Raw genomic sequence first — 25,427 nt, 5'->3', positions numbered from 1 at the left:
AAAAATCCAGGGGCCGTGGCATGGCGCCACGGCCACCAGGGCTATCAGCGCTTGGTGTTGGAACGGATGTTCCAGCCAAACTTGATCGCGCCGCCGTCTTTGGTGCCGTCGGCTTTCTGCGGCTGGTAGTCGACCATCACTTGGGCGAAGTTCAGGGTCACGTTCTCGGTCAGGCGGTCATCGGTGCCCGAACCGCCGGTGCTCAGCGAGGTGACCAGCACTTCTTCCAGGTTGATCACCATGTACTCGACCTGGCTTTCGCCACCGGCCTTGCGCACGGTCAGCTTGACCTTGTCGATGTGCTTGCCGCTGGCGCAGTGCATCATCAGGTTCGGCGAAGCCTTGTCGACGTACTTGGTCAGCGACAGGTCCTGGATATTCACCTTGCCCGCGCCGCCACCGCCGCCCACGTGCATGTTGCCGGACTGGGCCATGCCCCAGCTCCAGTTCAGCACGTCGATTTCGTCCTTGTGGGCCTTGTCCATGGACTCGCCCTTGATGTCGCCGATCTTGATGAAAATATCAACAGCCATGTTTTCTCCCTGTGTGGCCGCAGCCACTTGATTTGGTGATCGTTCCCACGCTTTGCGTGGTAACGCATCCTGTGACGCTCTGCGTCACTGGGACGCGGAGCGTCCCGAGCGGCATTCCCACGCAGAGCGTGGGAACGATCAGGCAGCTACTTACGCGCTTTTCGCCGAAGGCAGCTTCGATACCAGGCGCAGCGACACGGTCAGCCCTTCGAGCTGGTAGTGCGGGCGCAGGTAGAACTTGGAGTTGTAGTACCCCGGGTTGCCTTCGACTTCTTCCACGATCACTTCGGCGGCAGCCAATGGGTGCTGGGCCTTGGTGGTTTCGGTGGAGTGCGCCGGGTCACCGTCCACGTAGTTGAGGATCCAGTCCTGCAACCAGCGCTGCATCTCGTCCTTCTCTTTGAAGGAGCCGATCTTGTCGCGCACGATGCACTTCAAGTAGTGAGCGAAACGGCAGGTGGCGAACAGGTACGGCAGGCGCGCGGCCAGGTTGGCGTTGGCGGTGGCGTCCGGGTCATCGTATTCGGCCGGTTTCTGCAACGACTGCGCGCCAATGAACGCGGCGAAGTCGGTGTTTTTCTTGTGCAGCAGCGGCATGAAACCGTTCTTCGCCAGCTCCGCTTCACGACGGTCGCTGATGGCGATTTCGGTCGGGCACTTCATGTCCACGCCACCGTCATCAGTCGGGAACGTGTGGGCCGGCAGGTTTTCCACTTCGCCGCCAGACTCGATGCCACGGATGCGCGAGCACCAGCCGTAGTGCTTGAACGAGCGGTTGATGTTCACCGCCATCGCATACGCGGCGTTGGCCCAGGTGTACTTGGAACTGTCGGCACCGTCGGTGTTTTCTTCGAAGGCGAACGCCTCCACCGGGTCGGTCTTGGCGCCGTACGGCAGGCGCGCCAGGAAGCGCGGCATGGTCAGGCCGATGTAGCGCGAGTCTTCCGATTCACGCAGCGAGCGCCAGCCGGCGTATTCCGGGGTGGTGAAGATCTTGGTCAGGTCGCGCGGGTTCGACAGCTCTTGCCACGAGCCCATGCCCATCACGGTCGGCGAGGCCGCAGCGATGAACGGGGAGTGCATGGCGGCGCAGACTTTCGACAGTTCGCCCAGCAGTTCCACGTCGGGTGGCGACTGGTCGAAGTAGTAGTCGCCCACCAGGCAGCCGTACGGTTCGCCGCCGAACTGGCCGTATTCTTCTTCGTACATCTTCTTGAAGATCGGGCTCTGGTCCCACGCGGTGCCCTTGAATTTCTTCAGGGTCTTGTGCAGGTCCGGCTTGGAGATGTTGAGCACACGGATCTTGAGCTGCTCATCGCTCTCGGTGTTGTTGACCAGGTAGTGCAGGCCACGCCAGGCGCTTTCCAACTGTTGGAAATCCGGGTGGTGGATGATCTGGTTGACCTGGGCGGTCAGCTTGGCGTCGATGGCGGCGATGATCGATTCGATCGACTTGATCGCGTCATTGGACACCAGGTCGGTTTGCGCCAGGGCCTGCTCGGCCAAGGTGCGCACGGCAGTTTCCACGGCTTCGCGGGCGCGCTCGGTCTTGGGCTTGAACTCCTGCAGCAGCAGGTTGGCGAACTCGCTGGCTTCTTCGGTCTGGGTGCCCAGGATCTGGGAGCCTTCGCGGGCGGTATTGTCAGTCATGATTACTGGTCCCCTGCAGGCTTAGGCGCGCTGGCAAGTGCTTGCAGCAGTGCCGGGTCCTTGATCGCCTTCATGATGATTTCTTCAGCGCCGGTCTTGCCGTCCATGTAGGTCAGCAGGTTGGCCAGCTGGGTGCGGGCTTCGAGCAGTTGGTTCAGCGAGTCGACCTTGCGGGCCACGGCGGCCGGGCTGAAGTCGTCCATGCTTTCGAAGGTGATGTCCAGGCTCAGGTTGCCTTCGCCGGTCAGTTCGTTCGGTACGTGAAACGCCACGCGCGGCTGCATGGCCTTGAGGCGCGAGTCGAAGTTGTCGACGTCCACTTCAAGGAACTTGCGGTCGGCCACCGGCGCCAACGGCTCGGCAGGCTTGCCGGCGAGGTCGGCCATCACACCCATCACGAAGGGCAGCTGGACCTTTTTCTCGGCGCCGTAAAGCTCGACGTCGTACTCGATCTGCACTCGAGGCGCACGGTTGCGCGCGATGAATTTCTGAGAACTTTGCTTCGCCACGTTGCTGCTCCTGGTCGCTTGAGCGACGGTGTTGTTACTGCACAGTCGGATGGCTTACTCGCCGTCCGGCCCGCGCAGGTTTTCAAATTGGGACATGCCGTCGGGAATCAGATTGCGCACGATGGCCGCAAAGTCGGCGTGCACCAGATTCTTCGCCCGGTTCAACAGTACCGGCAGCGGGCTCGAAGGCTCGTGCCGGGTGTAGTACGCAAGGATCTTGTCGAGGCTGCGCAACACATCGTCGCGGCTGGCGATATCGCCAACGGGACGCGGTGCTGCGGGGGCGGCGGCAAAGTCGGCCGAGGGGGCATTGTCGTCACTGACGGCCTCGGGTTCGCTGCTGCCGGCGGCGCCGGGCACCGCTTGATTGAGGATCTGCAACGCTTGTTTGAGCGGTTGCTTCAAGGCACTGAGGTCCACGCCTTGGGCCGAACCGACCTGATCGTTGACCTGCCGTTCGATGGCTTCACACGCCGCACGCGCCGCAATCAGGGCGTCGCGGGTGGCCTGTAGCTGCTCGGGGTCGCTGTCGAGGAACGCGGCGTTGAGTTGTTGGGCGCCGAGTTGCTCATCGGGGAAGCTCAGCAGGCCGCTGGCGTTGAGTGCCGCGCGCAGGCTCACGGGGCCAAAGGTGCGCGAGCGCGTGAGGATGCTTTCGCGCAGCAGGCGGATGGTGGTGTCGCAGGTCAGGCCGGTGAGGGCGTTGATACGTACGGTGGGGTCGTTATCGTCGTCGGCGTCCAGGCGTGGGTGCAGGTCGGGCCAGTAATCACGCAGCAGCGCATCGATCAGCGTCAGCGCTTCGGCCAGGCCGGCCACGCCTTGGAGGGCGAGGGCGCTTTGCAGCAGGAAATGGGTGATGCGCAAGTCTTTGCTGCGCGCGAGCAAGTCGAGGCTTTGCTGCTGGATGCTGCGCCATTCCGGCGGTTCAGCGGGCAGGATCGAGTCGCCCATGCTGCGCTCGGGTTGGCCCTTGGCATCACGCTCCAATTGCAGAAATTGCGCGTCATATTCCATGTCTTCGCCACAGGGCGAAGTCGCGGAAACGGCGGTGAGCAGCAACGGCACATCCACTGAATTTGATCTCCCTATCAGCCCGTTAGATGGCGGGCAATTCATGCATTAGTTGCGTAAGGAACTTTGCATGTTTTCTTGGTCATATAAGCAAGGCGCCATTAATGTGCCATCACTGGTATTCAAGAAGTTGTGCATTTTTGGTGTAGTACTTATGCCTTGTCAAGGTAAGCTATTCGCCCTCTGTGACAGATGTGCGGTGCTTAACAACCTGCGCGACTGGTGGGTCGAACGACGTACCGGGACAGGATTTTTGTCATAGAGCCCAGTTAAGATCAGCGATCATGCTGGCATTGGCAGGTTTTGGACGGTCGATTGCTCGACCTGATGGGGATATCCCGGGAAGCGCTGTCCCGGGAATCGACCGCGCGCGAAGTATCAGCAAGGAGGCAAGATGTCGCTGTGTTTGACTATCACTAGTTATCACAAGATTACCCCTGGGCAGTGCTCCGAAAAGTCCATGAACCAGGGCTCGATGGCTATTGGCCGCAGCTCGGATAATGACTGGGTATTGCCTGATCCTGAGCGTCTGGTCTCCTCGCAGCACTGCGTTATTCAATACAAAGATGGCCGTTATTATTTAACCGATAACAGTACCAACGGCGTGGAGTTGGTTAACGCCGGTATTCGTTTGCGTAGAGGTAACAGCGAGCTGTTGCAAGATGGCGAGCTGATCCGCATCGGCGATTACGAGATCCAGGCGCGTATCGATTTCAACGTACAGGCCGTCGACAGCCAGCCGTTTGCCGGCGAGTCGCCGAACAGCTTTGAAGCGCTGATGGGCGCTGTGTCGAATAAGCCCGCGCCTGTTTCCACCCCTGTGATCGCGCCGCAGTTCCAGGGCGCTTCATCGATGGACACGCTGCCGGACCTGTTCGACTTCCTCAGCCCCACCGCCGTACCGCCACCGACCGTGCCGGACCACGTGCCTTCCGAGCAACATGACTTCCGCCCACCGACGCCAGTGGCCGTGCCGGTAGTGGCACCGCCGGTGGTGTCGGGCGCGGTGATTCCTGAAGACTGGGACCTGTTTGGCGACACGCCAGCACCCGTCGTCAGCGCTGTGCCGCCACCTGCGCCGCCACCGGTCATCCAGCCGCCCCCGTGGTCGAGCCCCCGCTCCCCGTGGCCGACAGCCAGCAACCTGATCTTCTGCAAGCCTTCCTGCGCGGCGCGGGCCTGGATCAACTGCGTCTGGACAAAGCCCAGGCCGAGGCCCAGATGGAAAGCATCGGCCGCAGCTACCGCCTGATGGTCGAAGGCCTGATCGACGTGCTGCGGGCCCGTGCGAGCCTCAAGGGCGAATTCCGCATGCAGCAGACCATGATTCAGCCGGCAGAAAACAATCCGTTGAAATTCGCCCCGAATGCCGACGAAGCGTTACTGCTGCTCCTGCGCCACGGCAACCAGGCGTTCATGGCACCCGACCTCGCCGTGCGCGACAGTTTCAACGACCTGCGCGCCCACCAGTTGGCGGTGATGGCCGGCGTGGAAGCGGCGATCAAGCACTTGCTCAGCCGCTTTGAACCGGCCCAGCTGGAGGAGCGCATGGGCAAGCCCGGCGGGCTGTCGAGCATTTTCAATGGCTCGCGCCAGGCCCAGTACTGGCAGCAGTTCACCGAGCTCTACAGCAATATTTCCCGCGAGGCCCAGGAAGATTTCCAGGACCTGTTCGGCCGCGAATTCAGCCGAGCCTACGAAGAACACAGCGCACGACAGCGACGCTGAACCGCAGCACATGGATTTAACGGATAGCTAAGTACGTCATTGAGGACGCAGGATGATTCCCAGGTTTTTACTCGCAGTCGCCACCGTGTTTCTGCTGACGGCGTGTGCCAAAGACGCCGCCAAACCCGAAACAGCCGCCGAGGCCGAAGTGGATACGGCCGCCGTCGAGCTGCACTTTCATGCGATCAGCGGGCTTAACCCCGGCGCCAATGGCCAGGCCGCCCCGGTGCGGGTGCGCATCTTCGAACTGAAAAACGCCGCCACCTTCGCCCGCTCCGATTACTTCGCCCTGGCCGACCGTGCGCAATCCACACTGGGCCTGGACCTGCTGGACCAGGACGAAGTGATGGTGCAACCCGGCGAGCAACTGAGCATCCAGCGCGACCTCGACCCGTCCACGCGCCAGATCGGCTTGCTGGTGGGCTATCGCGAGTTGGACCGTGCGCAATGGCGCACGGTGCTCAACGTGCCGGCGCGCCAATACACCGAATACCAGATCAGCCTCGATGTGCGTGCCGTGCGCGCCGACGTCGTGGCCACCCCATCCAGCCCTGCCCAATAAGAAGCAATCGGAGCCCCCATGTCCTGGAACAATCGCGTGGTCTGGTCGGAAGGCATGTTCATCGGAACGCAGCACTTCCAGCAGCATGACCGTTACCTGGAAAACCTGATCGATGCCCGCAGCCGCCCGTTGTCCGCAGGCGCCTGGGGGTTTTCCGAGCTGCTGATCGACCAGGGCCTGCTGGCCCAGGGCAAGCTGGCGATCGTATCGGCGCGTGGCCTGTTGCCCGACGGTACGCCGTTCAATATCCCCCAGGATGACCTGGCACCAAGCCCGCTGAACATCGACGACAACCTGCGCGACGGCCTGGTGTACCTGGCATTGCCGCTCAAGCGCGCCGGTGCCCGCGATACCGTGGATGCAGGCGAAGCCCTGGAAGCCGCGCGTTATGTGAGCCAGGTGCGCGAAGTGCGTGACGACAACGCCCCCTTCGAAAACCGCGCGCCGGTAGCCGTGGGCTCCCGCGCCCTGCGCCTGCTCACCGCCCAGGATGGCATCAGCGATTACGCCGCCGTAGGCCTGGTGCGCATCAAGGAAAAACGTGCCGACCGTGCACTGGTGCTCGACGACACCTACATCCCGCCGGTACTGGATGTGGCCGCGAGCAAACCGCTCAGCGCCTTTCGCAGCGAATTGCTCGGCCTGCTGCACCAGCGCGGCGAAGCCCTGGCGGGGCGGGTGGTGGCATCGGGCGCCGGTGGCGCGTCGGAGATTGCCGACTTCATGCTGCTGCAACTGGTCAACCGCGCCCAACCACTGGTCCAGCATTTGAGCCAGTTGAGCCCTTTGCACCCGGAGCGCTTCTTCAGCGAATTGGTCAGCCTGGCCGGTGAGTTCTCGACTTTCTCCACCTCCGGCCGTCGCCCCCAGGAATACCCGCAATACCAGCACGACGACCTGGCCCTGAGCTTCGCTCCGGTGATGGCGGCATTGCGTGAAGCGCTGTCGATGCTGATCGACAGCAAGGCCACGCCAATCCCAATTGTCGAAAAAGCCTATGGCGTGCACGTGGCTATGCTGGCCGACAAGACTCTGCTCGACAACGCCAGTTTCATCCTGGTGGTGCGCGCCGATGTGCCCGGCGAAACCCTGCGCGCACGCTTCGGCCAGCAGAGCAAAGTCGGCTCGGTGGAGCACATCCGCGACCTGGTCAACCTGCAACTGCCGGGGATTGGACTGTTGCCTCTGCCGGTGGCGCCTCGCCAACTGCCGTACCACGCAGGCTCGACGTATTACGAGCTCGATCGCGGCAGCGAGCATTGGCAACAGCTGGGCAATTCCGGCGGTTTTGCCTTCCATATCGCCGGGCAGTTCCCGGGCTTGAACCTGGCCTTCTGGGCGATCCGAGGATAATCCGCGATGCATCCCAATGATGATGACCGCACCCAGTTCATGCCGCGTCCGGGTGGCCGGGCGCCGGAACCTGTGCGTGCCGAACCTTCGCCGCTGGCCATGCCGGCCGCACCGATGCTCACCGGCAAGAGCCACGGCCTCAACCCGCTGGAAAGCGCCGCCGGCCCTTTGCTGGCGCTGCTGACGCGCCTGCGCAACACCATCGCCCACCCGGCGCCCGCCAGCCTGCGCGCACAGTTGTTGGCCTACCTGCGCCAGTTCGAAGAGCGTGCCGAAGCCGCTGGCATCGCCCGTAACGAAGTGCTGCTGGCGCGTTACGCGCTGTGCACTGCGCTGGATGAGGCGGTGTTGAGCACCCCCTGGGGCAGCACCAGTGACTGGGGCAAGCAGAGCCTGCTGATCACCGTGCACAACGAAGCCTGGGGCGGCGAAAAGGTCTTCCAACTGTTGGACCACTGCCTGCAAAGCCCACGGGAACGTCTGTATCTGCTGGAGCTGTTGTACTTGTGCATGTGCCTGGGGTTCGAAGGCCGCTACCGCGTGATGAACGACGGTCGCAGCCAGCTGGAGACCCTGCGCGAGCGCACTGCTGCAGCCATTCGCAGTGCGCGTGGCGAGCATGAGCGTGAGCTGTCGCCGCACTGGCGCGGCGTGACCGTGGCCCGCGATCGCCTGGCGCAATTCATGCCGCCGTGGATCGCCGTGGCCATCGGCTTGGCGTTGTTGCTGGCGTTGCTGTTTGGCTTGCGCATGAAGCTGGCGTCGGATGCCGAGCCGGTGTTCAAGAATATCCATGCGCTGGGCGAGATCCCGGTGCAGGCCATCGACCGTCCGGTGGCGCAGCCCAAAGTCATCGAGCGCCCGCGCCTGGCTGGCTTCCTGGTGGAAGACATCAAGGCCGGCCGCGTGGCGGTGGAAGATGCGGTCGACCGCTCCGTGGTGACCATTCGCGGCGACGAGCTGTTCGCCTCCGCCAGTTCCAGCATCGTCGATGACTACCAGCCGCTGATGCTGCGCATCGCCGACGCCATCCGCAAGGTCAAGGGCCAGGTGCGGGTGACCGGGCACAGCGACAACCGCCCGATTGCCACGTTGCGCTTCCCGTCCAACTGGGCGCTGTCCGAAGCGCGGGCCAAGTCGGTGCTGGAGATCCTGGCGGCCAAGACCGGCCAGGCCGAGCGCTTCAGTGCCGAAGGGCGCAGCGACACCGAGCCGGTGGCGACCAACGCCACCGCCGAAGGCCGTGCCCGCAATCGTCGGGTTGAAATCACCGTATTGGCGGAGGGCGTCGAGTGAAGGCGTTTTTCAGTTTCATGATTCGCTGGGTGATCCCCGTGCTGGGTTTGATCGCCCTGAGCCTGATCATCTGGTTTGTCGGGCCGCTGCTCGACGTGCTGGTACCGGAAGGCCGGCGCTGGGCGCTGATCATCCTGGTATTCGCGGTGTGGCTGGCCTACCGCGTGTTCCGCATCATCCAGGCGCGCCGTCAGGCCGCCGAAGTGATGCGCAGCCTGGCTGCCGAAACCCCGGCCGACCCCAACAGCGTCGCCACTGCCGAAGAACTCACCACCCTGCGCCAACGCATGGACGAGGCCCTGGCATTGCTGAAAAAGGCCAAGCTCGGTGGCGATGAGCGCCGCAACCTTTACGAGCTGCCGTGGTACGTGATCATTGGCCCACCGGGTTCGGGCAAGACCACCGCGCTGGTCAACTCCGGGCTGCATTTCCCGCTGGCGGCGCAGTTGGGCGCCGGTGCCGTGCGCGGCGTCGGCGGTACGCGCAACTGCGACTGGTGGTTTACCGATCAAGCCGTGCTGCTCGACACCGCCGGCCGCTACACCACCCAGGACAGCAACTCCACGGTGGACAAAGCTGCGTGGCTGGGCTTCCTCGACCTGCTGAAAAAGCAGCGCTCGCGTCGCCCCATCGATGGTGCGTTTATCGCCATCAGCCTGTCGGACCTGTTGCTGGGCACCGATGCCGAACGCGCCGCCCATGCCGCTGCCATCCGCCTGCGTATCCAGGAGCTGTACACCCAACTAGGCGTGCGCTTCCCGATCTACCTGATGCTGACCAAGCTCGACCTGGTGCCGGGCTTCATGGAGTTCTTCGACAACCTGAGCAAGGAAGAGCGCGCCCAGGTGTGGGGCATGACCTTTGCCCTGGACGATGGCAAAAACAGCGACAGCCCATTGGCACACCTGCAAAGCGAGTTCGCCGGGCTGGAACAGCGCCTCAACGAACGCCTGGTCGAACGCCTGCAACAGGAACGCGACCCGGCGCGGCGCGACCTGATCTATGGCTTCCCGCAGCAGTTCGGCGCGTTGAAGGACTGCCTGCAAAGCTTCCTCGAAGGCGTGTTCAAACCCAATGCCTTTGAAGAGCGCGTGTTGCTGCGCGGCGTGTACTTCACCAGCGGCACCCAGGAAGGCAGCCCGATTGACCGCCTGATCGGCGCCATGGCCCAGAGCATGAACCTGGACCGCCAGCATTTGGCGCGCCAGAGCGGCACCGGGCGCAGTTACTTCATCGAAAAACTCTTCACTGCGGTGGCGTTTGCCGAGCGTGGCCTGGTGGGGGTGAACCCGAAGGTCGAGCGCCGCCGCAAGTGGATTGCGCGGGGTGTGCTGGCCGCCACTGTGGCGTTGGTCGTGGTGGTCAGCGGTTTGTGGTGGGTGAGTTATCGCGCCAACCAGGCCTACATCGCCCAGGTCGACCAGAAGGTCGCGCCGCTGGGCCAGACCGTGCAGAACCTGAGCCCGGCGCAGCGCGAAGTGCTCGCCGTGCTGCCGTTGCTCAATGCCGTGAAAAACCTGGCGGGCGATTCGCCGAGCTGGTCCGAAGGCCTGGGGCTGTATCAGGGCGATATGCTTGAAGCCGAGTCTGCCAGCGTCTACCGCAAGCTGTTGATCGCGGTGTTCGCGCCACGCCTGGTGACGCGCATCGAAGAACAACTGCACGGCGGCGGCAATTCCGACTTCCTCTACGAAGGCCTCAAGGCTTACCTGATGCTGGCTGACGCCGAGCATTACGACCCGGATTTCATCAAGGCCTGGATCGCCCTGGACTGGGACCGCAACCTGCCCCGCGACCTGCCGGCGGATCAGCGCCAGGCATTGGCCGGGCACTTGCAGTCGCTGTTCGAACGCCACCCGCCGAACGCGCGCCTGGATCAGCGGCTGATCGACGACCTGCGCCGCCAGTTGCAACAACTGCCGGTGGCCCAGCGCGTGTATGACCGGGTCAAGCGCCAGAAACTGCCCGAGGGCATTCCGGACTTTCGCCTCAACGAAGCCGCTGGCCGTGACGCCGCGCTGGTGTTCAGCCGCAAGAGTGGCAAGCCGCTGGGCGAGCCGTTGAGTGGGTTCTTCACCGCCAAGGGCTATCGCCAGGCGTTCCTGCTGAGCAGCCTGAACCAGACCGGCACCCTCGCGGAAGAGCAGTGGGTGCTCGGCCAGGAACAGGCCGACCAGCAAAACGTGGTGAGCCTGGCCGCCGATGTGCGGCGCCTGTATTTCCAGGATTACCAGCGCCAGTGGGATGCGTTGCTGGCGGACATCGACTTTGTACCGATCACCAGCGTGGCCCAGGCGGCCGATGTGCTGCGGGTGATTTCCGGCCCGACCTCACCGCTGAAAAAACTGCTGGTGGCGGTGGCCAAGGAAACCGACCTGCAAGCCGAAGAGCGCCAACTGGCCGCCAAAGGCGTGCCGGTGGAAGGCGGCGTCGACAAGCTCAAGGAGCGCCTGGGCAGCCTGCTCGGCCAGGAACAACCGGCCGCCAATGCGCCTGCGGCGGCGGAGGACCCGGTGACCGCGCACTTCGCCCAGCTCAACAGTATCGTCAGCAAGAACGAAGGCGAACCGGCGGCCATCGACGGCCTGCTCACCGACATGAACGCGCTGTATGTGCAGGTCAGCGCCATGGTCGGCGCCAGCGGCGATGCGTTGCTCGGCGAGGCGAAGAACCAGGCGGCGGCTGCGGCCACGCGAGTCAGCCTGAATGCCGAGCGCCAGCCACCGCTGGTGCAGGGCATGGTCAAGTCGGTGGTCAACTCCACCACCAACAGCATGATGGGCGGCGTGCGCAACCAATTGAACGCCGCCTGGGTCAGCGAAGTGGTCAACGTGTATCGCCAGTCCCTGGCCGGGCGCTACCCGATGTCGCCGGGCAGTGCACGGGACGCCACCCTGGATGACTTCGGCCAATTCTTCGGCGTGGGCGGGGTGATGGACAACTACTTCCGCAAATACCTGCAGCCTTACGTCGATACGTCCGCGCAGACCTGGCGTTGGCAGCCGGGCGCGGCGCAGAAGCTGGGGATTGCTCCGGGCGTGCTGCAAACCTTCCAACGCGCTGCGACGATCCGTGATGCGTTCTTCCGCGCCGGGGGGACTCAACCCATCGTGCGTTTCGAACTCAAACCGGTGTCGATGGACCCGACCATCACCCAGTTCCTGCTGGACCTGGACGGCCAGCAGCTGAGCTACGACCACGGCCCCAGCCGCCCAGTGGCGATGCAATGGCCGAACCCCGGCAGCATTGGCGTGGTGCGGATCTCCATCATGCCGCCCGCCGCCAGCGGCCGTTCCGGCGTGACCCTGGACGGACCGTGGGCCTGGTTCCGCCTGCTGGAACAGTCGGACCTCACCGCCGGCAACTCGCCGGACCGCTTCAACCTGCGCCTGCGCGTCGACGGTGCAAGCATCGCCTACGAGTTGCGCGCCAATAGCGCGTTCAACCCGTTCAAGAGCCGCGTGCTCAGTGGCTTCAGCCTGCCGGAGCGGCTATGACGACGCTGGGTTTCTACGGCAAGTTGGCCAGCCGTGGCGACTTTGTCAGCCGCGCCTTGCCCCAGAGCTTTATCGGCCCGTGGGACAGCTGGCTGGCGGCGGGGTTGCTCGCCAGTCAGAACAGCCTCGGCGGTGAATGGCTCAATACTTACCTGGTCAGCCCGCTGTGGCGCTTTGTGCTGGCGCCGGGCGTGTGCGGGCCGGATGCGGCGGCGGGAGTGGTGATGCCGAGCATCGACCGGGTGGGGCGCTACTTCCCGCTGGCGGTGGTGGTGTTGCTCGATCACGACACCAATCCGGCTTCCCTGGTGGGCGGGCCGGACACTTGGTTCGAACAGGCCGAGGCGCTGTTGCTCAGCACCCTGGAGGCCGGTGCCACCTTTGAAGGTTTCAACCACGGCCTCGACAGCCTGGGCTTGCCGGCGAGCGAGCCGCGTGCCGTGGACAGCCGTTTCGCTGGCCTGCAACGGGTGGCCGCCACCGTCCCCCACGGGCGCATGACCGCCCTGGCCGAACAGGCCTGCGAAGGCGCCAGCCTGTGGTGGGGCCGAGGTTCGCAACGTATTTCCCCTGGTTTGCTGCGGTGTCAGGGCCTGCCTGCCGCCAGCGATTTTGCGCAGTTTTTGCTCGGACAAGAAGGTGTGGTGTAGATGGGGTCGACGTACAAATCCGCGAGCAAAAGCCATGTGGGCATGGTCCGCCAGGTCAACGAAGACGCCTGCCTGGACCTGCCGGAAAACCGCCTGTGGGTGGTGGCCGACGGTATGGGCGGGCATGCGGCGGGCGACTATGTCAGCAGCCTGATCGTCGACAGCCTGCGCAGCGTGCCGGTGGGGCGCTCCCTGGATGAATACACGGCAGCGTTGCGCAACGACCTGCAGCGCATCAACGCAGCCGTGCGCGAAGAAACCGCCAACCGTGGCGTGACCATGATGGGCAGCACCGTGGTGGTGCTGGCCGCCCGTGGCCTGCGCGGTGTGTGCCTGTGGGCCGGCGACAGTCGTTTGTACCGCCTGCGCGACGGCGTGCTCGAAGGCATCTCCCGCGACCACAGCTACGTCCAGGACCTGCAGGACAGCGGCCTGCTCAGCGAAGCCGACGCGCGTACGCACCCGCGCGCCAACATCGTGACCCGTGCGATTGGCGTGGAAGCCCACCTGGACCTGGCGGTGGTCGACCTGCTGATCGCCCCCGGTGACAGCTACCTGCTGTGCAGCGACGGCCTGAACAAGACCGTCGAAGACCATGAAATCCGCGATGTGCTCAGCCACGACGCGCCGGACGAAATCGTGCGCAGCCTGGTGCACCTGGGGCTCAACCGGGGCGCGCCGGACAACATCACCGCCATTGTCGTGAAGGTATCGCCATGAACATCGTCATCCCCGGTTATGACATCGAAGGCGAGATCGGCGAAGGCGCCATGGCCAGCGTGTACCTGGCGACCCAGCGCTCGTTGGAGCGCAAGGTGGCGTTGAAGGTGATGGCGGCGGCGCTGGCGGCCGATCCAACCTTCTGCGAGCGCTTCCTGCGCGAGGGCAAGACCCTGGCACGCTTGTCGCACCCGCACACGGTGACCATCCATGACATCGGCAATGTCGGTGAGCTGTACTACATGGCCATGGAATACCTGCCCAACGGCACCCTCAAGGAGCGCATCGCCGCCGGCATGACGCCGGAGCAGGGCGTGACGCTGATCCGCCAGATCGCCTCGGCGCTGGGCTATGCCCACGCCCAGGGCCTGGTGCACCGCGATGTGAAACCGGCGAACATCCTGTTTCGCGCCGATGGCACGGCGGTGCTGTCCGACTTCGGCATCGCCAAGTCACTGGATGACCGCACGCAATTCACCCAGGCCGGGTTTGCCGTGGGCACCCCCAGCTACATGAGCCCGGAACAGGCGCGGGGCCAGGAGATCGACGGCCGTGCCGACCTGTATGCGCTGGGTGTGGTGTTGTACGAGATTCTGGTGGGCAAGCTGCCTTACACCGGCACCGATGCGCTCTCCACCGCGCTGGCGCACCTGACCGAACCGCTGCCGGAACTGCCGGTGCACCATGGCCGCTATCAGGACGTGCTGCGCAAGCTGTTGGCCAAGGACCCGGCTGAGCGTTTCCCGGATGCGGCGGCGCTGTTGCGCGCCTTGGACAACCTGCCGGCGGACTCGCCGGAAGCCACGCTGGTGCGGCCGCTGCCGATTCCGATGAGTTTCGACCTGGCGGGCATCACCCCGGAATCCATCGAGATTCCCAGCGACAAACCCCAGCCGGTGCGCCAACCGGTGGTGCCGCCGACCCAGCACAGCGAGCAGCGCCGTGGGCCGGTGTTAGCGCTGGCGGCGGTTGCGGTGGCGGTTGCATTGGCGATTGGTGGCGCGAGCTATTGGTGGTTGAGCGGCAGCGATGAGCCGGTGGCCAAACCGCCCGCTGCCGAGCTGCCGAAAGTCACGCCACCGCCGCCAGCGCTCGCCGAAGCGGATGGCGGCCAACGCCCGTTGCTCATGGCCGGCAAGAAGACCCTGTTCCAGCGCGTGCTCAGCAAGCCGGGCGCCAAGCTTTCGGCCGATGCGGGCAGCGCGCCAGGCAAGGCCCTGCCGGCGTTTTCCGTGCTCTATGTGTACCAGCGCAAGGACGTCGACGGCAGCCCGTGGGTGCGTGTCGGCGCCGCCACCGATGGGCGCAGCGACGGTTGGTTGCCTGCGTCTCAAGTCAGCGACTGGAAGCAGAGCCTGGTGCTGAAATTCACCGAGCGCTCGGGCCGGGCGCCGGTGATGTTCCTGCGCCAATCCGGCGAAGTGGAAAAGCTGCTGGCTGACCCTTCCGCCGCCAAAGGCGTGCTGGCCAAGGCGCAGAAAAACAGCGAAGACAACAGCCAGATCCTCGCGTTGGAGCCTGCCGCCAGCGCCGTCCCGCAGAACCAGTTCTACCTGTTGCCGATCTTCGACTCCAAAGAGAGCTTCGACGAAAACGGCCAGCCTGTGCAGTTGCTCAATGTGGCCTCCATCGACCCCGGCAGCAGCGCGGCCGCCAAACCCGCGACACCGGTGATGAATGCCAATGCCGACGCCTTCCGCACGGCGGTGGTGCTGGTGGTGGACACCACCGTGTCGATGCAGCCCTATATCGACCAGATCCGCGATGTGGTGCACGAGCTGCAAACCCGCATCGCCGAGCGCGGCGAGTTGGACAGTGTCAGCTTCGGCATGGTCGGCTTTCGCAGCAGCATCAAGAAAACCCCGGGCCTGGAGTACGTGGCCAAGACCCTGATCAGCCTCGATCAGGGCCGCGACCCGCAACGTTTCCTCGACATGGCGCGGCAGGTCAAGGCGTCCACCGTGTCCAGCCACTCCTTCAACGAAGACGCGTTCGCCGGGGTGATGCAGGCGGTGGACGGCATGGATTGGTCCGGTTATGGCGGGCGCATCATCCTGCTGGTCACCGATGCCGGCGCGCTGCGCAAGAACGACCCGTTCGCCGCCACCCAGATGAACGAAGCCGAAGTGCGCCAGGCCGCGCTGGGCAAGCAGATCAAGATCTACGCCCTGCACCTGCGCACCGACGCTGGCAAGAAAACCCACGCCGGCGCCGAGAGCCAGTACCGCATCCTCACCGCCGACGCAAACCCACAGATTGGTGACCTGTACACCGCGGTGCCCGGTGGCGATGTGCGCAAGCTCGGCGAGCGGGTGGATGAGATCGGCACGGTGTTCGCCAACCTGGTGCATCAGGTGCGCAGCAACACGCCGCAGCCGGTGCCGTTGCTGAACAACGCACCGAGCCTGGCGGATAAGTCCGCAGCGGTCGGCTACGCCATGCACATGGATTTCCTTGGGCGTAAAACCGCGAGCCAGGCGCCGCAACTGGTCAGCGCCTGGACCGCCGACCGCGACCTGACCAACCCGGCGCTGCCGGCGTTCCAAGTGTGCGTGATGCTGACCAAGTTGCAGCTCAACGACCTGCAGCAGTCGCTGAAACTGATCGTCGACGCGGCGCGCAAGACCCAGACCTCACCGAAAGACTTCTTCCAGGAAATCGCCAGCGCCTCGGCCTACATGAGCCGCGACCCGCAGGCCCTGCGCAAGGGCGGCAACCTGGCCGACGGCGGCATCCTCGGCGAATACCTCGAAGGCCTGCCGTACCGCAGCAAGTCGCTGAACATGACCCAGGATTTGTGGTTGTCGTTGAGCGTGGCCGAGCAGGAAGACTTTATCGACGAGCTGGATTCGAAAATCCGCCTCTACGAAACCTTCCACAATGACCTGACCAACTGGGTCCGCTTCGGCGATGCCGAGCCGGGCGACGCGTTGTACCGCGTGCCGTTGTCGACGTTGCCGTGATGCTGAACCTGAATGCGGTGCACAAGAGCCGGGGCGTCGGCAGCCAGCGCTATAGCCTGGTGATCCCGGCGCTGGCGCTGCGTGCGGGCGAGCAAGTGGCGATTGTCGGGCCCAGCGGTTGCGGCAAAAGCACCTTGCTCGACCTGCTGGCGCTGGTCTTGGCGCCGGATCAGGTCGGGCAGTTTGAGTTTCATCAACAGGACATCGCCGGGCTGTGGCGCGCCGATCAGCAATCCAGCCTGGCCGCGCTGCGCAGCCAGCACTTGGGCTATGTGCTGCAAACCGGCGGCCTGCTGGGCTTTCTTGATGTGCGCGGGAATATCGCCCTGTCCCGGCAACTGCTGGGTTTGAAGGACGATGGCAGCGTGACGCGCCTGGCCGAGCAGTTGGAGATCAGCGACCAGTTGGCCAAGAAGCCGGCGGCGCTGTCGGTGGGGCAGCGCCAGCGTGTCAGCTGCGCCCGTGCCCTGGCCCATGCGCCGCAACTGGTGCTGGCGGACGAACCGACTGCGTCCCTCGACCCGTTGAATGCCGAGCGCGTGATGCATGCATTGCTGGCCCAGGCCCGTGAACACCGTGCGGCCTGTGTGATCGCCACCCATGACGAGCCCCTGGCGCGCGCCAGTGGCTTGCAGGTGCGGCGCATCAGTTGCCGTCGCGACACCGATGGCGGCGTCACCGCCACCCTCGGGGAGGTGTGCTGATGCGCATCGCTCTGGTGGTGTCGCTGGCCTGGCAGGATTACCGCAACGATGCCTGGCTGTCGGCCTGTTCGGTGCTGGCGCTGGTGGCGGTGATCGCGCCGCTGCTGGTGTTATTCGGCCTGAAATTTGGACTGGTTAGCAGTTTGACCGAACGTTTGCAGACCGACCCCGCCACCCGTGAAATTATTCCGCTGGGCGGTGGTCGATTCAGCAGTGCGTTTATCGAGCAACTGGGCGAGCGCAGTGAAGTGGCGTTCGCCATACCGCGTACGCGGCAGATTGCGGCGACGGCGCAAGTGGGCACGTTGGCCCTGGAGATGCTGCCGACCGCGTCCGGTGATCCACTGCTGGCCGACCTGCCGGTGCCCAAGGGCCTGGACCAGATCGTGCTGAGCCACACCGCCGCCGAAAAGCTCGCGGCGCGGCCTGGCGATTGGCTGGAAACCAGCTTTGCACGGCAAGTGGCCGGGCGCGTCGAAGCCCAGCGCACACGGGTGCAGGTGCTGGCGGTGTTGCCGCTGGAAGCCTTTGCCCGTGACGGTTTGTTTGCCGACCTGGGTTTGCTGGAAGCGGCGGAAAATTACCGCGATGGCCGCGCAGTGCCGGCGTTGGGGTGGGACGGGGAGGCCGTGGGTGTGAGTGAGCAGCGCGTGTACCCGGCGTTCCGCCTGTACGCCCGCAACCTCACCGATGTGGAGCCGCTGCGGGTGTACTTCGCCGGGCAGAATCTGTTGGTGTCGACCCAGGCGCAGACCATCGCGCAGGTGCAGTCGTTGAGCCGCAACCTGTCGATCGTGTTCTGGGTGATCTGCGGGCTGGCGTTGGCGGGGGCGTTTGCGGCGATTTTTGCCGGCGCCCTGGCCGCCGTGGCGCGCAAGCGGCGGGAGTTGTCAGTGTTGCGCCTGCTGGGGTTTCCCACCGGTGGGCTGTTGTTGTTCGTGGTGGTGCAGGCGTTGTACAGCGCGGGTTTTGCTGCCGTACTCAGTGCCGGTCTGTATGGCCTGGCCGAGGCGGGCTTGAATGAATTATTCGTGCAGGTGCCGGGCGAGTACGCCAGCCACCTGCTGGCGCGCCATTACGGCCTGGCCCTGGTTGCAGTCCTCGGCGTCAGCGCCGTGGCGGCGGCCTGTGGTGGTTGGCGAGTGGCGCGGATCCAGGCTTCTGAAGGAATCAGAGATGTATAAGTTACTGGGCGCCTGTGTGGCGCTGACCCTGGCCTCGATGGCCTGGGCCGACGAGGCAAGTGACAAGCTCGACAACCCCAAGCCGCTGGAAGGCGACGTCAGCCTGCCATTGCCGTGCGAAGGCAACATGCTGTTCCGCTACGCCTATGTGCTGGCCCAGGGCACCCTGGATGACCGCGAGATCAGCCTCGGCTACCCCTTTGCCGAAGGCGAGGCGGGTTACCAGCAATCGTTTATTTCCGGCTACCGCCGCGACTTCATCAACGGCCAGTTCACCCTCAAGGATCTGCCCAAGGACTGGAACAAAGTCATCGCGCCCTTGATGCCGAAGACCGACGCCAAGACCCCGCTCAAGCCCATGCTGTACTTCATTGGCAAGTACGAAGTGACCGCGCGCCAGTACGCCCAGGTGATGTCCCAGGCGCAGTCCCTGGCCAGCGGCGAACCGGCGCCGGCGTGCGATGCGCCGACCGGCATGGCCGGGCGCTTGCCCAAGGTGAAACTGTCGCGTTTTGAAGCCGAGCGCTTCTCGGCGGTGTACAGCGCCTGGTTGATGAAATACCACCGTGACTTGCTGCCGGTCAGCGGTCGTGGTTCCTCGGCGGATGACGGCGGCCTGGGCTTTGTGCGCCTGCCCACCGAAGTGGAGTGGGAGTTCGCTGCGCGCGGCGGCCATGCGGTAAGCCGCCAGGACCTGGAAGGGCGCCTGTTCCCGCGCCGTGTCGACGGCAGCGACAGCGACGGCCCGCTCGGCGATTACGCGGTGTTCAACCAGGTCGCCGGTGGCACCGGCCAGGCTGCGCGGCTGATGCCCATCGGCACCAAATTGCCCAACCCGATTGGCATGTTCGACGTGATCGGCAACGCCGCGGAAATGGTCCAGGAATCGTTCCAGCTGGTCCACGCCGGACGTCGCCAGGGCACCTACGGCGGTTTTGTGGTCAAGGGCGGCAATTACCTGGAAGGCGAGGGCACACTGTTCACCGGCATGCGCCGCGAATACCCGCTGTTTGCTGCCGATGGCACCGAGCAGAGCAACGAGACCACCGGTTTTCGCGTGGCGATCGGCGCGCTGTCGGCACCGCGTTCGCGCTACAAGGAGCTGTTCGCCCAATGGCAGAAAGAGGGCCGCCTGGCCGCGCTGACCGACGCCATCGACGACGCCCAGGACCCGACCAAGCGCCTGGACAGCATCATCGCCGCCAGCGTCGACCCCAAGCTGCAAGCCGAACTGGGGCTGGTCAACGAAGAGCTCAAACGCAACGTCTCGCTGATCGCCCAGCAACGCGAAGAAGCGGCGGGCAACCTGATTCAATCGGCCGCGCTGGTGGCCGAGACCATTGCCAACTACAACATCCGCCTGGCCAACCTGCAGAAGAGTCGCCAGCAGGCCCTGGACAACAAGGACGCGGCCAGCGCGCAACTGTTCGACATGGCCATTGCCAATGGCCGCAGCGCCCTCGATGGTGCGGTGGCGATCTATATCGACAACCTGGCCACCGGCACGCGCTATACCGATGCGGTGATCCAGGCGCAGTTTCAACGGATCAAGGAAGAGTTGGATCGCAAGCCGGTGCTCGGCAAGAGCCTGGTGACGCGCGCAACACTGTTCGTTCGCCATGTTGGCAACTACCGCAAGCAACAGCGGGCCGACCCGGCAACGATCTTGAAGGAATTGCTCGCAGCGAGCGGTCAGCGATGAGCGCTGGCTGTATAGCGAGCTTGGAAGGGACTCAGGCGGCGGTGGGCCGTGCTGGGCAAGTCAAACTTAAAAGAGAACACACCTATGCTTTTTTCCCGTAAGGCGGTTTCCAAGCGTCACTTGCTGCTGATCGCGGCTGGCTTCAGCACGGTGCTGACCGGTTGCGCGACGTCGCCGGCCTCCAAGGTCGCGTCGAGCACCAAGGTCGAGTACTACCCGAACTGCTACGAGCCGGTGCAGCACTTGCGCGCCACCGACTCGAACATGACCAAGTCGGTCGTGACTGGCGCGGCCATCGGCGCTGCCGGTGGTGCATTGCTCGGCGCGCTGACCGGCGATTCCGACAAGCGTGGCCGTAACGCCGCCATCGGCGCAGCGGGCGGCGCCCTGGCTGGCGGCGCGGCGGGTTACTACACCGAGCGTCAGAAGCAGATCGCCGATGACAACCAGCGTATTGCCTCCTATGCGGCTGACGTGAACAAAAGCGCCTCCGACATCGACCGCAGCACCGCCTACGCAAAGGCATCGCAACAGTGCTACCAGAGCGCATTCACCAAGCTGGTGGCCGACCGTAAGGCCAAGACCGTCAACGACACCGAAGGCCGTAAGCGCCTGGCGGAAATTGTCTCGGGCCTGAAGGAATCCAATGACCTGATCGTTGCGGTCAACGGTAAAGCCGCCGAAGACCTGAACAACTACACCCAGGCCTACGAGAAAGACCTGCAACAGGTGGGCGTACAGCGTACTGACGTGGTCACCGTGGCCAAGGCCGACACAACGCCCGCTGTGACATCGGGCAAGAAGAAAGGCACAGGCACCAAACCGCCGAAAAAGCCGGTTCTGCCAACCGTACCCACAGAAGCAGTGAGCACCGAGAAGACCTTCCAGACTGCCCAGACCAAGCAAGATGAAAGCAAGAAGGTCGCCAGCGCCGGCAAGGCGCAGCTCGAAGGCAGCTGCCGCGATCCGAACCTGGCCGACTGGGCACCGGTTCCTTGCCCGAACGTTTAAGTAACATGCTGCTATAAGCGTCAAACGCCAGCCGATCTTCCGCTAATGCGCAAGATCGGTGGCGTTCTTTTTGCAAATCGTTAAACTGCTGCGGCCACTCAATAATTACACCGAGGCCGTGTGCATGAAATTTCGTCTTCTCCTGTGGGTGCTGGGCCTGATGATGGGCAAAGCCAGCCGCACCAATCCTGCCTTCCAGCAACAGTTGGGCGATAAAGACCTGGCGTTCCAGCTGCAGACCCTCGACGGCAAGGTTGCCCGTCACTTCATCGTCAAAGACCAGCGCATCACCAGCCGTTCGGGTGTGCACCCGGCGCCGGCGTTTGCCATTGCGTTCAAAGATGCCGCCTACGGCTTCGCCACGATGCAGGCGAAGAACAAGCAACTGGCGTTCATGACGGGGATTCAGGACAAGTCGATCCAGATCAAGGGCAACCCGGCGCTGGTGATCTGGTTCCAGGGGTTGACCAAGTATTTGAAGCCGAAGAAAAAGAAGTAGACCGAGGTGGATTCATCGGGGGCAAGCCCCCTCCCACATGGGAATGCATTTCAAGTGTGGGAGGGGGCTTGCCCCCGATAGCGGTCTGACAGGCTATCGATTCAGCCCTGACTGAACTGCGACGCCAACTCGCGCAACAGCACTTCAGCATCCAGCACCTTACCCACCACCTCTTCAGCCTTGTCACGGCTCAAACCCAGGCGCTCAAGCAGCGCATCCGGAATCGCCTCGTCCGGCCCGGAGCCAATCCCTCGGCTGCGCAACAAACGCACCGCCAGGCACACCAGGTTCGGGTACTCGGCGTATTGCCCATCGTAGGTCGGGTCGTGCTGGAAGCGCAGGGCGGTGGACAGTTCGTCCGGCATGTCCCAGTAGCGCATCAGCCAGGCACCGATCTGCTCGCGGCTGATGCCCAGCAGGTGTTGCTCGACATAGCTGTGGCACAGGTGCGGGTTGACCTCCAGGTGCCGGCAGATCAGCGAGAAGTGCGGCGGGAACACGTGGGCCAGCAGCAGGTAGCCGAAGTTGTGCAGCAGGCCGGCGAGGTAGGTCAGCCCGGCTTCCGGGCGCTGGGCGCGGGGCATGGCACGGGTCAGGCCTTCGATCACGGCGGCGGTGTAGATCGACTGGTGCCAGTACGGCGTCGACTGGTGCGGGTGGTCCTTGGGCAGGCTCAGGGTCTTGCCCAGGGCCAGGCCCAGCGCCAGGTTGATCACCAGGTCGAAGCCCAGCACACGCACGATGGCGTCTTCCACTGAACGGATCTTGCCCGGCGAGGCGTAGTACGGCGACGCGGCCCAGCTCACCACTTGGGCAGCCAGGGCCGGGTCGGTCTCGACCACGCCGGTGATGTCATCGATGGTGGCGTTTGGGTCGACGCGCAGCTTGATGATCTTCTGCGCGGTGTCGGCCAGCGGTGGAATCTCGATGGTCGCTTCCAGGCGTTGCTGGATGCGGCGGGCGGTAAAGGCCTGCATCGCCTGGGTGATTTCCTCGCGGTCATCGTTGGGGCGGTCTAGGTTGGGGCGGATATTGCTCAGCGGCTCGCCGAAGTGGCCGGCGCTGGCTTTGGTGAGCATCGTCTTGAAGGCGTCGCTGGAGATCTCCAGTAACAGCCCGGCTTCACCCGAATGCACCAGCAGGCTCGGCTCGTTGAGCAGGCTGCCTTCGTACAGGCAGGGCGAACTGGTAAGGGGTGGCAGGCCGGGCAGCAGGCTCAGGTCATGTTTGTCGAGCATGCGCTTGACGCGATCCGGCGACACAGCGGTCAGGCGGCGGCCGGTGAGTTCGGCAAGGCGGTTGAGGTCGAGCAACTGGTTCTGCGGAAACAGCACCATCAGGGCGCCCACCGCGTCTTCCAACAGCACCGCCTGGACCTTCTGCGCAGGATTCAGGCCCGGGAGTTCGGCGACTTCCGTGTAGGGGATGGCGAGTTTGGCGAGCAGAGCCCGAATGACCGGTGGGGCGGTCAGTGGGGCTGTGGCGAGGGCAACTTCTGACATGGCCTGATCCAATTTCTTACAGTCCACGAAGTATAACCAGCTTGATACAACTGTTGGTCGACTAACTGCGGTTTGTGACGCGGTTGGCGCAGAACCCCTGACCCTGTAGGAGCGAGCTTGCTCGCGAAGAGACCCAAGGTGCCGCGTTCATTCCAGAATGCCCGCGTCATTGTTGGCGTTTTTCGCGAGCAAGCTCGCTCCTACAGGGTCAGACTTGGCCGTATTGTTGGCCGTGGCGTAGCCAGCGATTGAGCAGCGGGCTGACGTGATCCGGCCAGCGCTCCAGCAGCGCCTGCGCCGCATCGCGCACGGCTGGCAGCAGGTCGGCGTCGCGCATCAGGTCGGCGACCTTGAATTGCAGCAGGCCGGTCTGGCGGGTGCCGAGCATTTCGCCGGGGCCGCGCAGTTCCAGGTCTTTTTCGGCGATGACAAAACCGTCGTTGGTTTCACGCATGATGCCCAGGCGCTGGCGGCCGATCTGTGACAGCGGCGGGTGGTAGAGCAGCACGCAGTGGCTGGCGGCGCTGCCTCGGCCCACACGGCCACGCAACTGGTGCAGTTGCGCCAGGCCCAGGCGCTCGGGGTTTTCGATGATCATCAGGCTGGCGTTGGGCACGTCCACGCCGACTTCGATCACGGTAGTGGCTACCAACAGTTGCAGGTTGCCGGCCTTGAACTCGGCCATCACTGCGGCCTTTTCTGCCGGTTTCATGCGCCCGTGGATCAGCCCGACCTTGAGTTCGCCGAGGGCGCTGGTGAGGTCTTCGTAAGTGGTTTCGGCCGCTTGGCAGGTCAGCTCTTCGGACTCTTCGATCAGCGTGCACACCCAGTACGCCTGGCGCCCTTCAGCACAGGCGCCGCGTACGCGTTCGATCACTTCCACGCGCCGGGTGTCGGTGACCAGCACGGTGTTGACCGGCGTACGGCCAGGCGGCAGTTCGTCGAGGATCGAGGTGTCGAGGTCGGCGTAGGCGCTCATGGCCAGGGTGCGCGGGATCGGTGTGGCGGTCATGATCAGTTGGTGCGGGTTCATCCGCCCGCCCACGCCTTTCTGGCGCAGGGCCAGGCGCTGTTGCACGCCGAAGCGGTGCTGTTCGTCGATGATTACCAGGGCCAGGTTCTTGAATTGCACTTCATCCTGGAACAGCGCGTGGGTGCCGACCACCATCGGCGCGCCGCCGGCGATCTGTTCCAGTGCCGCCGCGCGGTTCTTGCCCTTGAGCTTGCCGGCCAGCCACGCCACTTCCAGGCCCAGCGGTTCGAGCCAGCGCTTGAAGGTGATGAAGTGCTGCTCGGCGAGGATCTCGGTGGGCGCCATCAGCGCCACCTGGTAGCCGGCTTCCAGTGCTTGCAGTGCGGCGAGGGCGGCGACCACGGTCTTGCCTGCGCCCACATCGCCCTGGATCAGCCGCAGCATGGGCTCTTGCTGGCTCAGGTCATAGGCGATTTCATTGCCGACGCGTTGCTGGGCACCGGTCGGCGCAAAACCGAGGTTGGCCAGGTACTGCGCAGGCAGGCGCGTGGCCTTGGGCATTGCCGGTGCACGCAGGGAACGCATGCTTTCGCGCAGGCGTTGCTGCGACAATTGGTGGGTCAGCAGTTCTTCAAAGGCCAGACGGTGCTGGGCCCAGTGATGACCGAGCGCGAGTTCGTCGACATCGGCGTCGGCGGGCGGGTGATGCAGGTAGCGGATCGCATCGTCCAGCGGCGCCAGTTGATAGTCGCGAGCCAGCTCCTGGGGCAGCCAGTCGGGCAGGCTTTTCGGGCCGAGCATGGTCAGCGTCTGCATGCACAGTTGGCGCAGGCGTTGCTGGGTCAGGCCTTCGGTGAGCGGGTAGATCGGCGTGAGGGTGGTGTCGACCGGCGGCGGTTCGTCACCGGTGATGGCGCGGTACTCCGGGTGATAGATCTCCAGGCCGGATGCGCCGGGTCGCGCTTCGCCGTAGCAGCGCACGCGGGTGCCGCGCTTGAGGCCTTCCTTCTGCGCGTTGCTGAAATGGTAGAAGCGCAGGCTCAGGCCGCCGGTGCCATCCTGCAGGCGTACGACCAAACTGCGGCGCTTGCCCATCACCACGTCGGCGCCGCTGACGGTGCCTTCGACCACCGCGTCCTGCCCAGGGCGCAACTGGCCGATGGGCACTACGCGGGTGCGGTCCTGATAGCGCAGGGGCAGGTGGAACAGCACGTCCTGGAGGTTCTCCAGGCCAACCTTGGCCAGCTTCTCGGCCATGGCTTCACCGACACCCTTGAGTGCCGTCACCGACACCTGCGACAGCTCAGTCATACCCTG

At 64.3% G+C, this 25,427-nt stretch carries 18 protein-coding genes and 1 pseudogene; 13 read left to right on the top strand and 6 right to left on the bottom strand.

Features of this window, described 5'->3' with window-relative positions; translation table 11 throughout:
- Positions 1-44: 44 nt before the first annotated feature.
- From BLR69_RS20935 to tssA, 4 genes are all read right to left on the bottom strand, one after another.
- On the bottom strand, positions 45-533 hold the full coding sequence (locus BLR69_RS20935; RefSeq protein WP_005792512.1) for an Hcp family type VI secretion system effector: 489 nt from the start codon (positions 531-533) through the stop codon (positions 45-47).
- A 150-nt stretch (positions 534-683) separates the two neighbouring features.
- Positions 684-2,183 carry a type VI secretion system contractile sheath large subunit gene (gene tssC, locus BLR69_RS20930; protein ID WP_058424268.1) on the bottom strand — a complete coding sequence of 500 codons (1,500 nt, stop codon included), beginning with the start codon at positions 2,181-2,183 and terminating at the stop codon, positions 684-686.
- A 2-nt stretch (positions 2,184-2,185) separates the two neighbouring features.
- Entirely contained in the window at positions 2,186-2,692 is a 507-nt protein-coding gene (tssB, locus tag BLR69_RS20925; RefSeq protein ID WP_010207547.1) for a type VI secretion system contractile sheath small subunit, read from the bottom strand.
- 54 nt (positions 2,693-2,746) lie between these two features.
- Complete coding sequence (gene tssA, locus BLR69_RS20920; RefSeq protein WP_071494637.1) at positions 2,747-3,766, bottom strand: type VI secretion system protein TssA; 1,020 nt, start codon at positions 3,764-3,766, stop codon at positions 2,747-2,749.
- A 394-nt stretch (positions 3,767-4,160) separates the two neighbouring features.
- On the opposite strand from tssA, the pseudogene tagH reads away from it, so the two are divergent.
- The 13 genes and pseudogenes from tagH to BLR69_RS20855 all read left to right on the top strand — a co-directional run bounded on the left by tagH (position 4,161) and on the right by BLR69_RS20855 (position 21,635).
- Positions 4,161-5,494, top strand: a pseudogene (tagH, locus tag BLR69_RS20915) (type VI secretion system-associated FHA domain protein TagH).
- A 52-nt stretch (positions 5,495-5,546) separates the two neighbouring features.
- Positions 5,547-6,056 carry a type VI secretion system lipoprotein TssJ gene (gene tssJ, locus BLR69_RS20910; protein WP_071494635.1) on the top strand — a complete coding sequence of 170 codons (510 nt, stop codon included), beginning with the start codon at positions 5,547-5,549 and terminating at the stop codon, positions 6,054-6,056.
- Positions 6,057-6,074: 18 nt separating this feature from the next.
- On the top strand, positions 6,075-7,409 hold the full coding sequence (tssK, locus tag BLR69_RS20905; RefSeq protein WP_071494634.1) for a type VI secretion system baseplate subunit TssK: 1,335 nt from the start codon (positions 6,075-6,077) through the stop codon (positions 7,407-7,409).
- Between the two features lie 6 nt (positions 7,410-7,415).
- A complete protein-coding gene (locus tag BLR69_RS20900; protein ID WP_071494633.1) occupies positions 7,416-8,705 on the top strand; it encodes a DotU family type VI secretion system protein in 1,290 nt (429 codons plus the stop codon).
- Positions 8,702-12,202, top strand: coding sequence for a type VI secretion system membrane subunit TssM (tssM, locus tag BLR69_RS20895; protein ID WP_071494632.1), 3,501 nt, complete (start codon positions 8,702-8,704; stop codon positions 12,200-12,202). The genes BLR69_RS20900 and tssM overlap by 4 nt, the downstream gene beginning before the upstream one ends.
- Positions 12,199-12,852: a type VI secretion system-associated protein TagF gene (gene tagF / locus BLR69_RS20890; protein ID WP_071494631.1), complete on the top strand. Its 654-nt coding sequence runs from the start codon at positions 12,199-12,201 to the stop codon at positions 12,850-12,852. Before tssM ends, tagF begins: the two co-directional genes overlap by 4 nt.
- Positions 12,853-13,572, top strand: a complete 720-nt coding sequence (locus tag BLR69_RS20885) for a PP2C family protein-serine/threonine phosphatase (protein ID WP_071494630.1) — start codon at positions 12,853-12,855, stop codon at positions 13,570-13,572.
- Entirely contained in the window at positions 13,569-16,535 is a 2,967-nt protein-coding gene (locus BLR69_RS20880; protein WP_071494629.1) for a serine/threonine-protein kinase, read from the top strand. The genes BLR69_RS20885 and BLR69_RS20880 overlap by 4 nt, the downstream gene beginning before the upstream one ends.
- Positions 16,535-17,239: an ABC transporter ATP-binding protein gene (locus BLR69_RS20875; RefSeq protein WP_071494628.1), complete on the top strand. Its 705-nt coding sequence runs from the start codon at positions 16,535-16,537 to the stop codon at positions 17,237-17,239. Before BLR69_RS20880 ends, BLR69_RS20875 begins: the two co-directional genes overlap by 1 nt.
- A complete protein-coding gene (locus BLR69_RS20870; RefSeq protein WP_071494627.1) occupies positions 17,239-18,423 on the top strand; it encodes an ABC transporter permease family protein in 1,185 nt (394 codons plus the stop codon). The genes BLR69_RS20875 and BLR69_RS20870 overlap by 1 nt, the downstream gene beginning before the upstream one ends.
- Complete coding sequence (locus tag BLR69_RS20865) at positions 18,416-20,125, top strand: formylglycine-generating enzyme family protein (RefSeq protein ID WP_071494626.1); 1,710 nt, start codon at positions 18,416-18,418, stop codon at positions 20,123-20,125. The genes BLR69_RS20870 and BLR69_RS20865 overlap by 8 nt, the downstream gene beginning before the upstream one ends.
- A gap of 84 nt (positions 20,126-20,209) precedes the next feature.
- Complete coding sequence (gene tagQ, locus BLR69_RS20860; protein WP_071494625.1) at positions 20,210-21,136, top strand: type VI secretion system-associated lipoprotein TagQ; 927 nt, start codon at positions 20,210-20,212, stop codon at positions 21,134-21,136.
- 124 nt (positions 21,137-21,260) lie between these two features.
- Complete coding sequence (locus BLR69_RS20855) at positions 21,261-21,635, top strand: hypothetical protein (RefSeq protein WP_003195530.1); 375 nt, start codon at positions 21,261-21,263, stop codon at positions 21,633-21,635.
- 101 nt (positions 21,636-21,736) lie between these two features.
- Here the strand turns inward: BLR69_RS20855 and BLR69_RS20850 are convergent, their stop codons facing one another.
- Positions 21,737-23,137, bottom strand: a complete 1,401-nt coding sequence (locus BLR69_RS20850) for an aminoacyl-tRNA deacylase and HDOD domain-containing protein (RefSeq protein ID WP_071494624.1) — start codon at positions 23,135-23,137, stop codon at positions 21,737-21,739.
- A gap of 208 nt (positions 23,138-23,345) precedes the next feature.
- On the bottom strand, positions 23,346-25,421 hold the full coding sequence (gene recG / locus BLR69_RS20845) for an ATP-dependent DNA helicase RecG (protein ID WP_058424461.1): 2,076 nt from the start codon (positions 25,419-25,421) through the stop codon (positions 23,346-23,348).
- Positions 25,422-25,427: the final 6 nt, after the last annotated feature.

The sequence above is a fragment of the Pseudomonas azotoformans genome, assembly GCF_900103345.1.
Classification (GTDB): Bacteria; Pseudomonadota; Gammaproteobacteria; order Pseudomonadales; family Pseudomonadaceae; genus Aquipseudomonas; species Aquipseudomonas azotoformans.
Note: the sequence above shows the minus strand (reverse complement) of the source record. Positions and strands in the feature narration are given on the sequence as shown.

What these genes read in the sequence shown, in the direction of transcription:
- BLR69_RS20935 (WP_005792512.1), bottom strand. Translation starts at nt 533, where the DNA reads ATGGCTGTTGATATTTTCATCAAGATCGGCGACATCAAGGGCGAGTCC.
- tssC (WP_058424268.1), bottom strand. Translation starts at nt 2,183, where the DNA reads ATGACTGACAATACCGCCCGCGAAGGCTCCCAGATCCTGGGCACCCAG.
- tssJ (WP_071494635.1), top strand. Translation starts at nt 5,547, where the DNA reads ATGATTCCCAGGTTTTTACTCGCAGTCGCCACCGTGTTTCTGCTGACG.
- tssK (WP_071494634.1), top strand. Translation starts at nt 6,075, where the DNA reads ATGTCCTGGAACAATCGCGTGGTCTGGTCGGAAGGCATGTTCATCGGA.
- BLR69_RS20900 (WP_071494633.1), top strand. Translation starts at nt 7,416, where the DNA reads ATGCATCCCAATGATGATGACCGCACCCAGTTCATGCCGCGTCCGGGT.
- tagF (WP_071494631.1), top strand. Translation starts at nt 12,199, where the DNA reads ATGACGACGCTGGGTTTCTACGGCAAGTTGGCCAGCCGTGGCGACTTT.
- BLR69_RS20885 (WP_071494630.1), top strand. Translation starts at nt 12,853, where the DNA reads ATGGGGTCGACGTACAAATCCGCGAGCAAAAGCCATGTGGGCATGGTC.
- BLR69_RS20880 (WP_071494629.1), top strand. Translation starts at nt 13,569, where the DNA reads ATGAACATCGTCATCCCCGGTTATGACATCGAAGGCGAGATCGGCGAA.
- BLR69_RS20875 (WP_071494628.1), top strand. Translation starts at nt 16,535, where the DNA reads ATGCTGAACCTGAATGCGGTGCACAAGAGCCGGGGCGTCGGCAGCCAG.
- BLR69_RS20870 (WP_071494627.1), top strand. Translation starts at nt 17,239, where the DNA reads ATGCGCATCGCTCTGGTGGTGTCGCTGGCCTGGCAGGATTACCGCAAC.
- BLR69_RS20865 (WP_071494626.1), top strand. Translation starts at nt 18,416, where the DNA reads ATGTATAAGTTACTGGGCGCCTGTGTGGCGCTGACCCTGGCCTCGATG.
- tagQ (WP_071494625.1), top strand. Translation starts at nt 20,210, where the DNA reads ATGCTTTTTTCCCGTAAGGCGGTTTCCAAGCGTCACTTGCTGCTGATC.
- BLR69_RS20855 (WP_003195530.1), top strand. Translation starts at nt 21,261, where the DNA reads ATGAAATTTCGTCTTCTCCTGTGGGTGCTGGGCCTGATGATGGGCAAA.
- BLR69_RS20850 (WP_071494624.1), bottom strand. Translation starts at nt 23,137, where the DNA reads ATGTCAGAAGTTGCCCTCGCCACAGCCCCACTGACCGCCCCACCGGTC.
- recG (WP_058424461.1), bottom strand. Translation starts at nt 25,421, where the DNA reads ATGACTGAGCTGTCGCAGGTGTCGGTGACGGCACTCAAGGGTGTCGGT.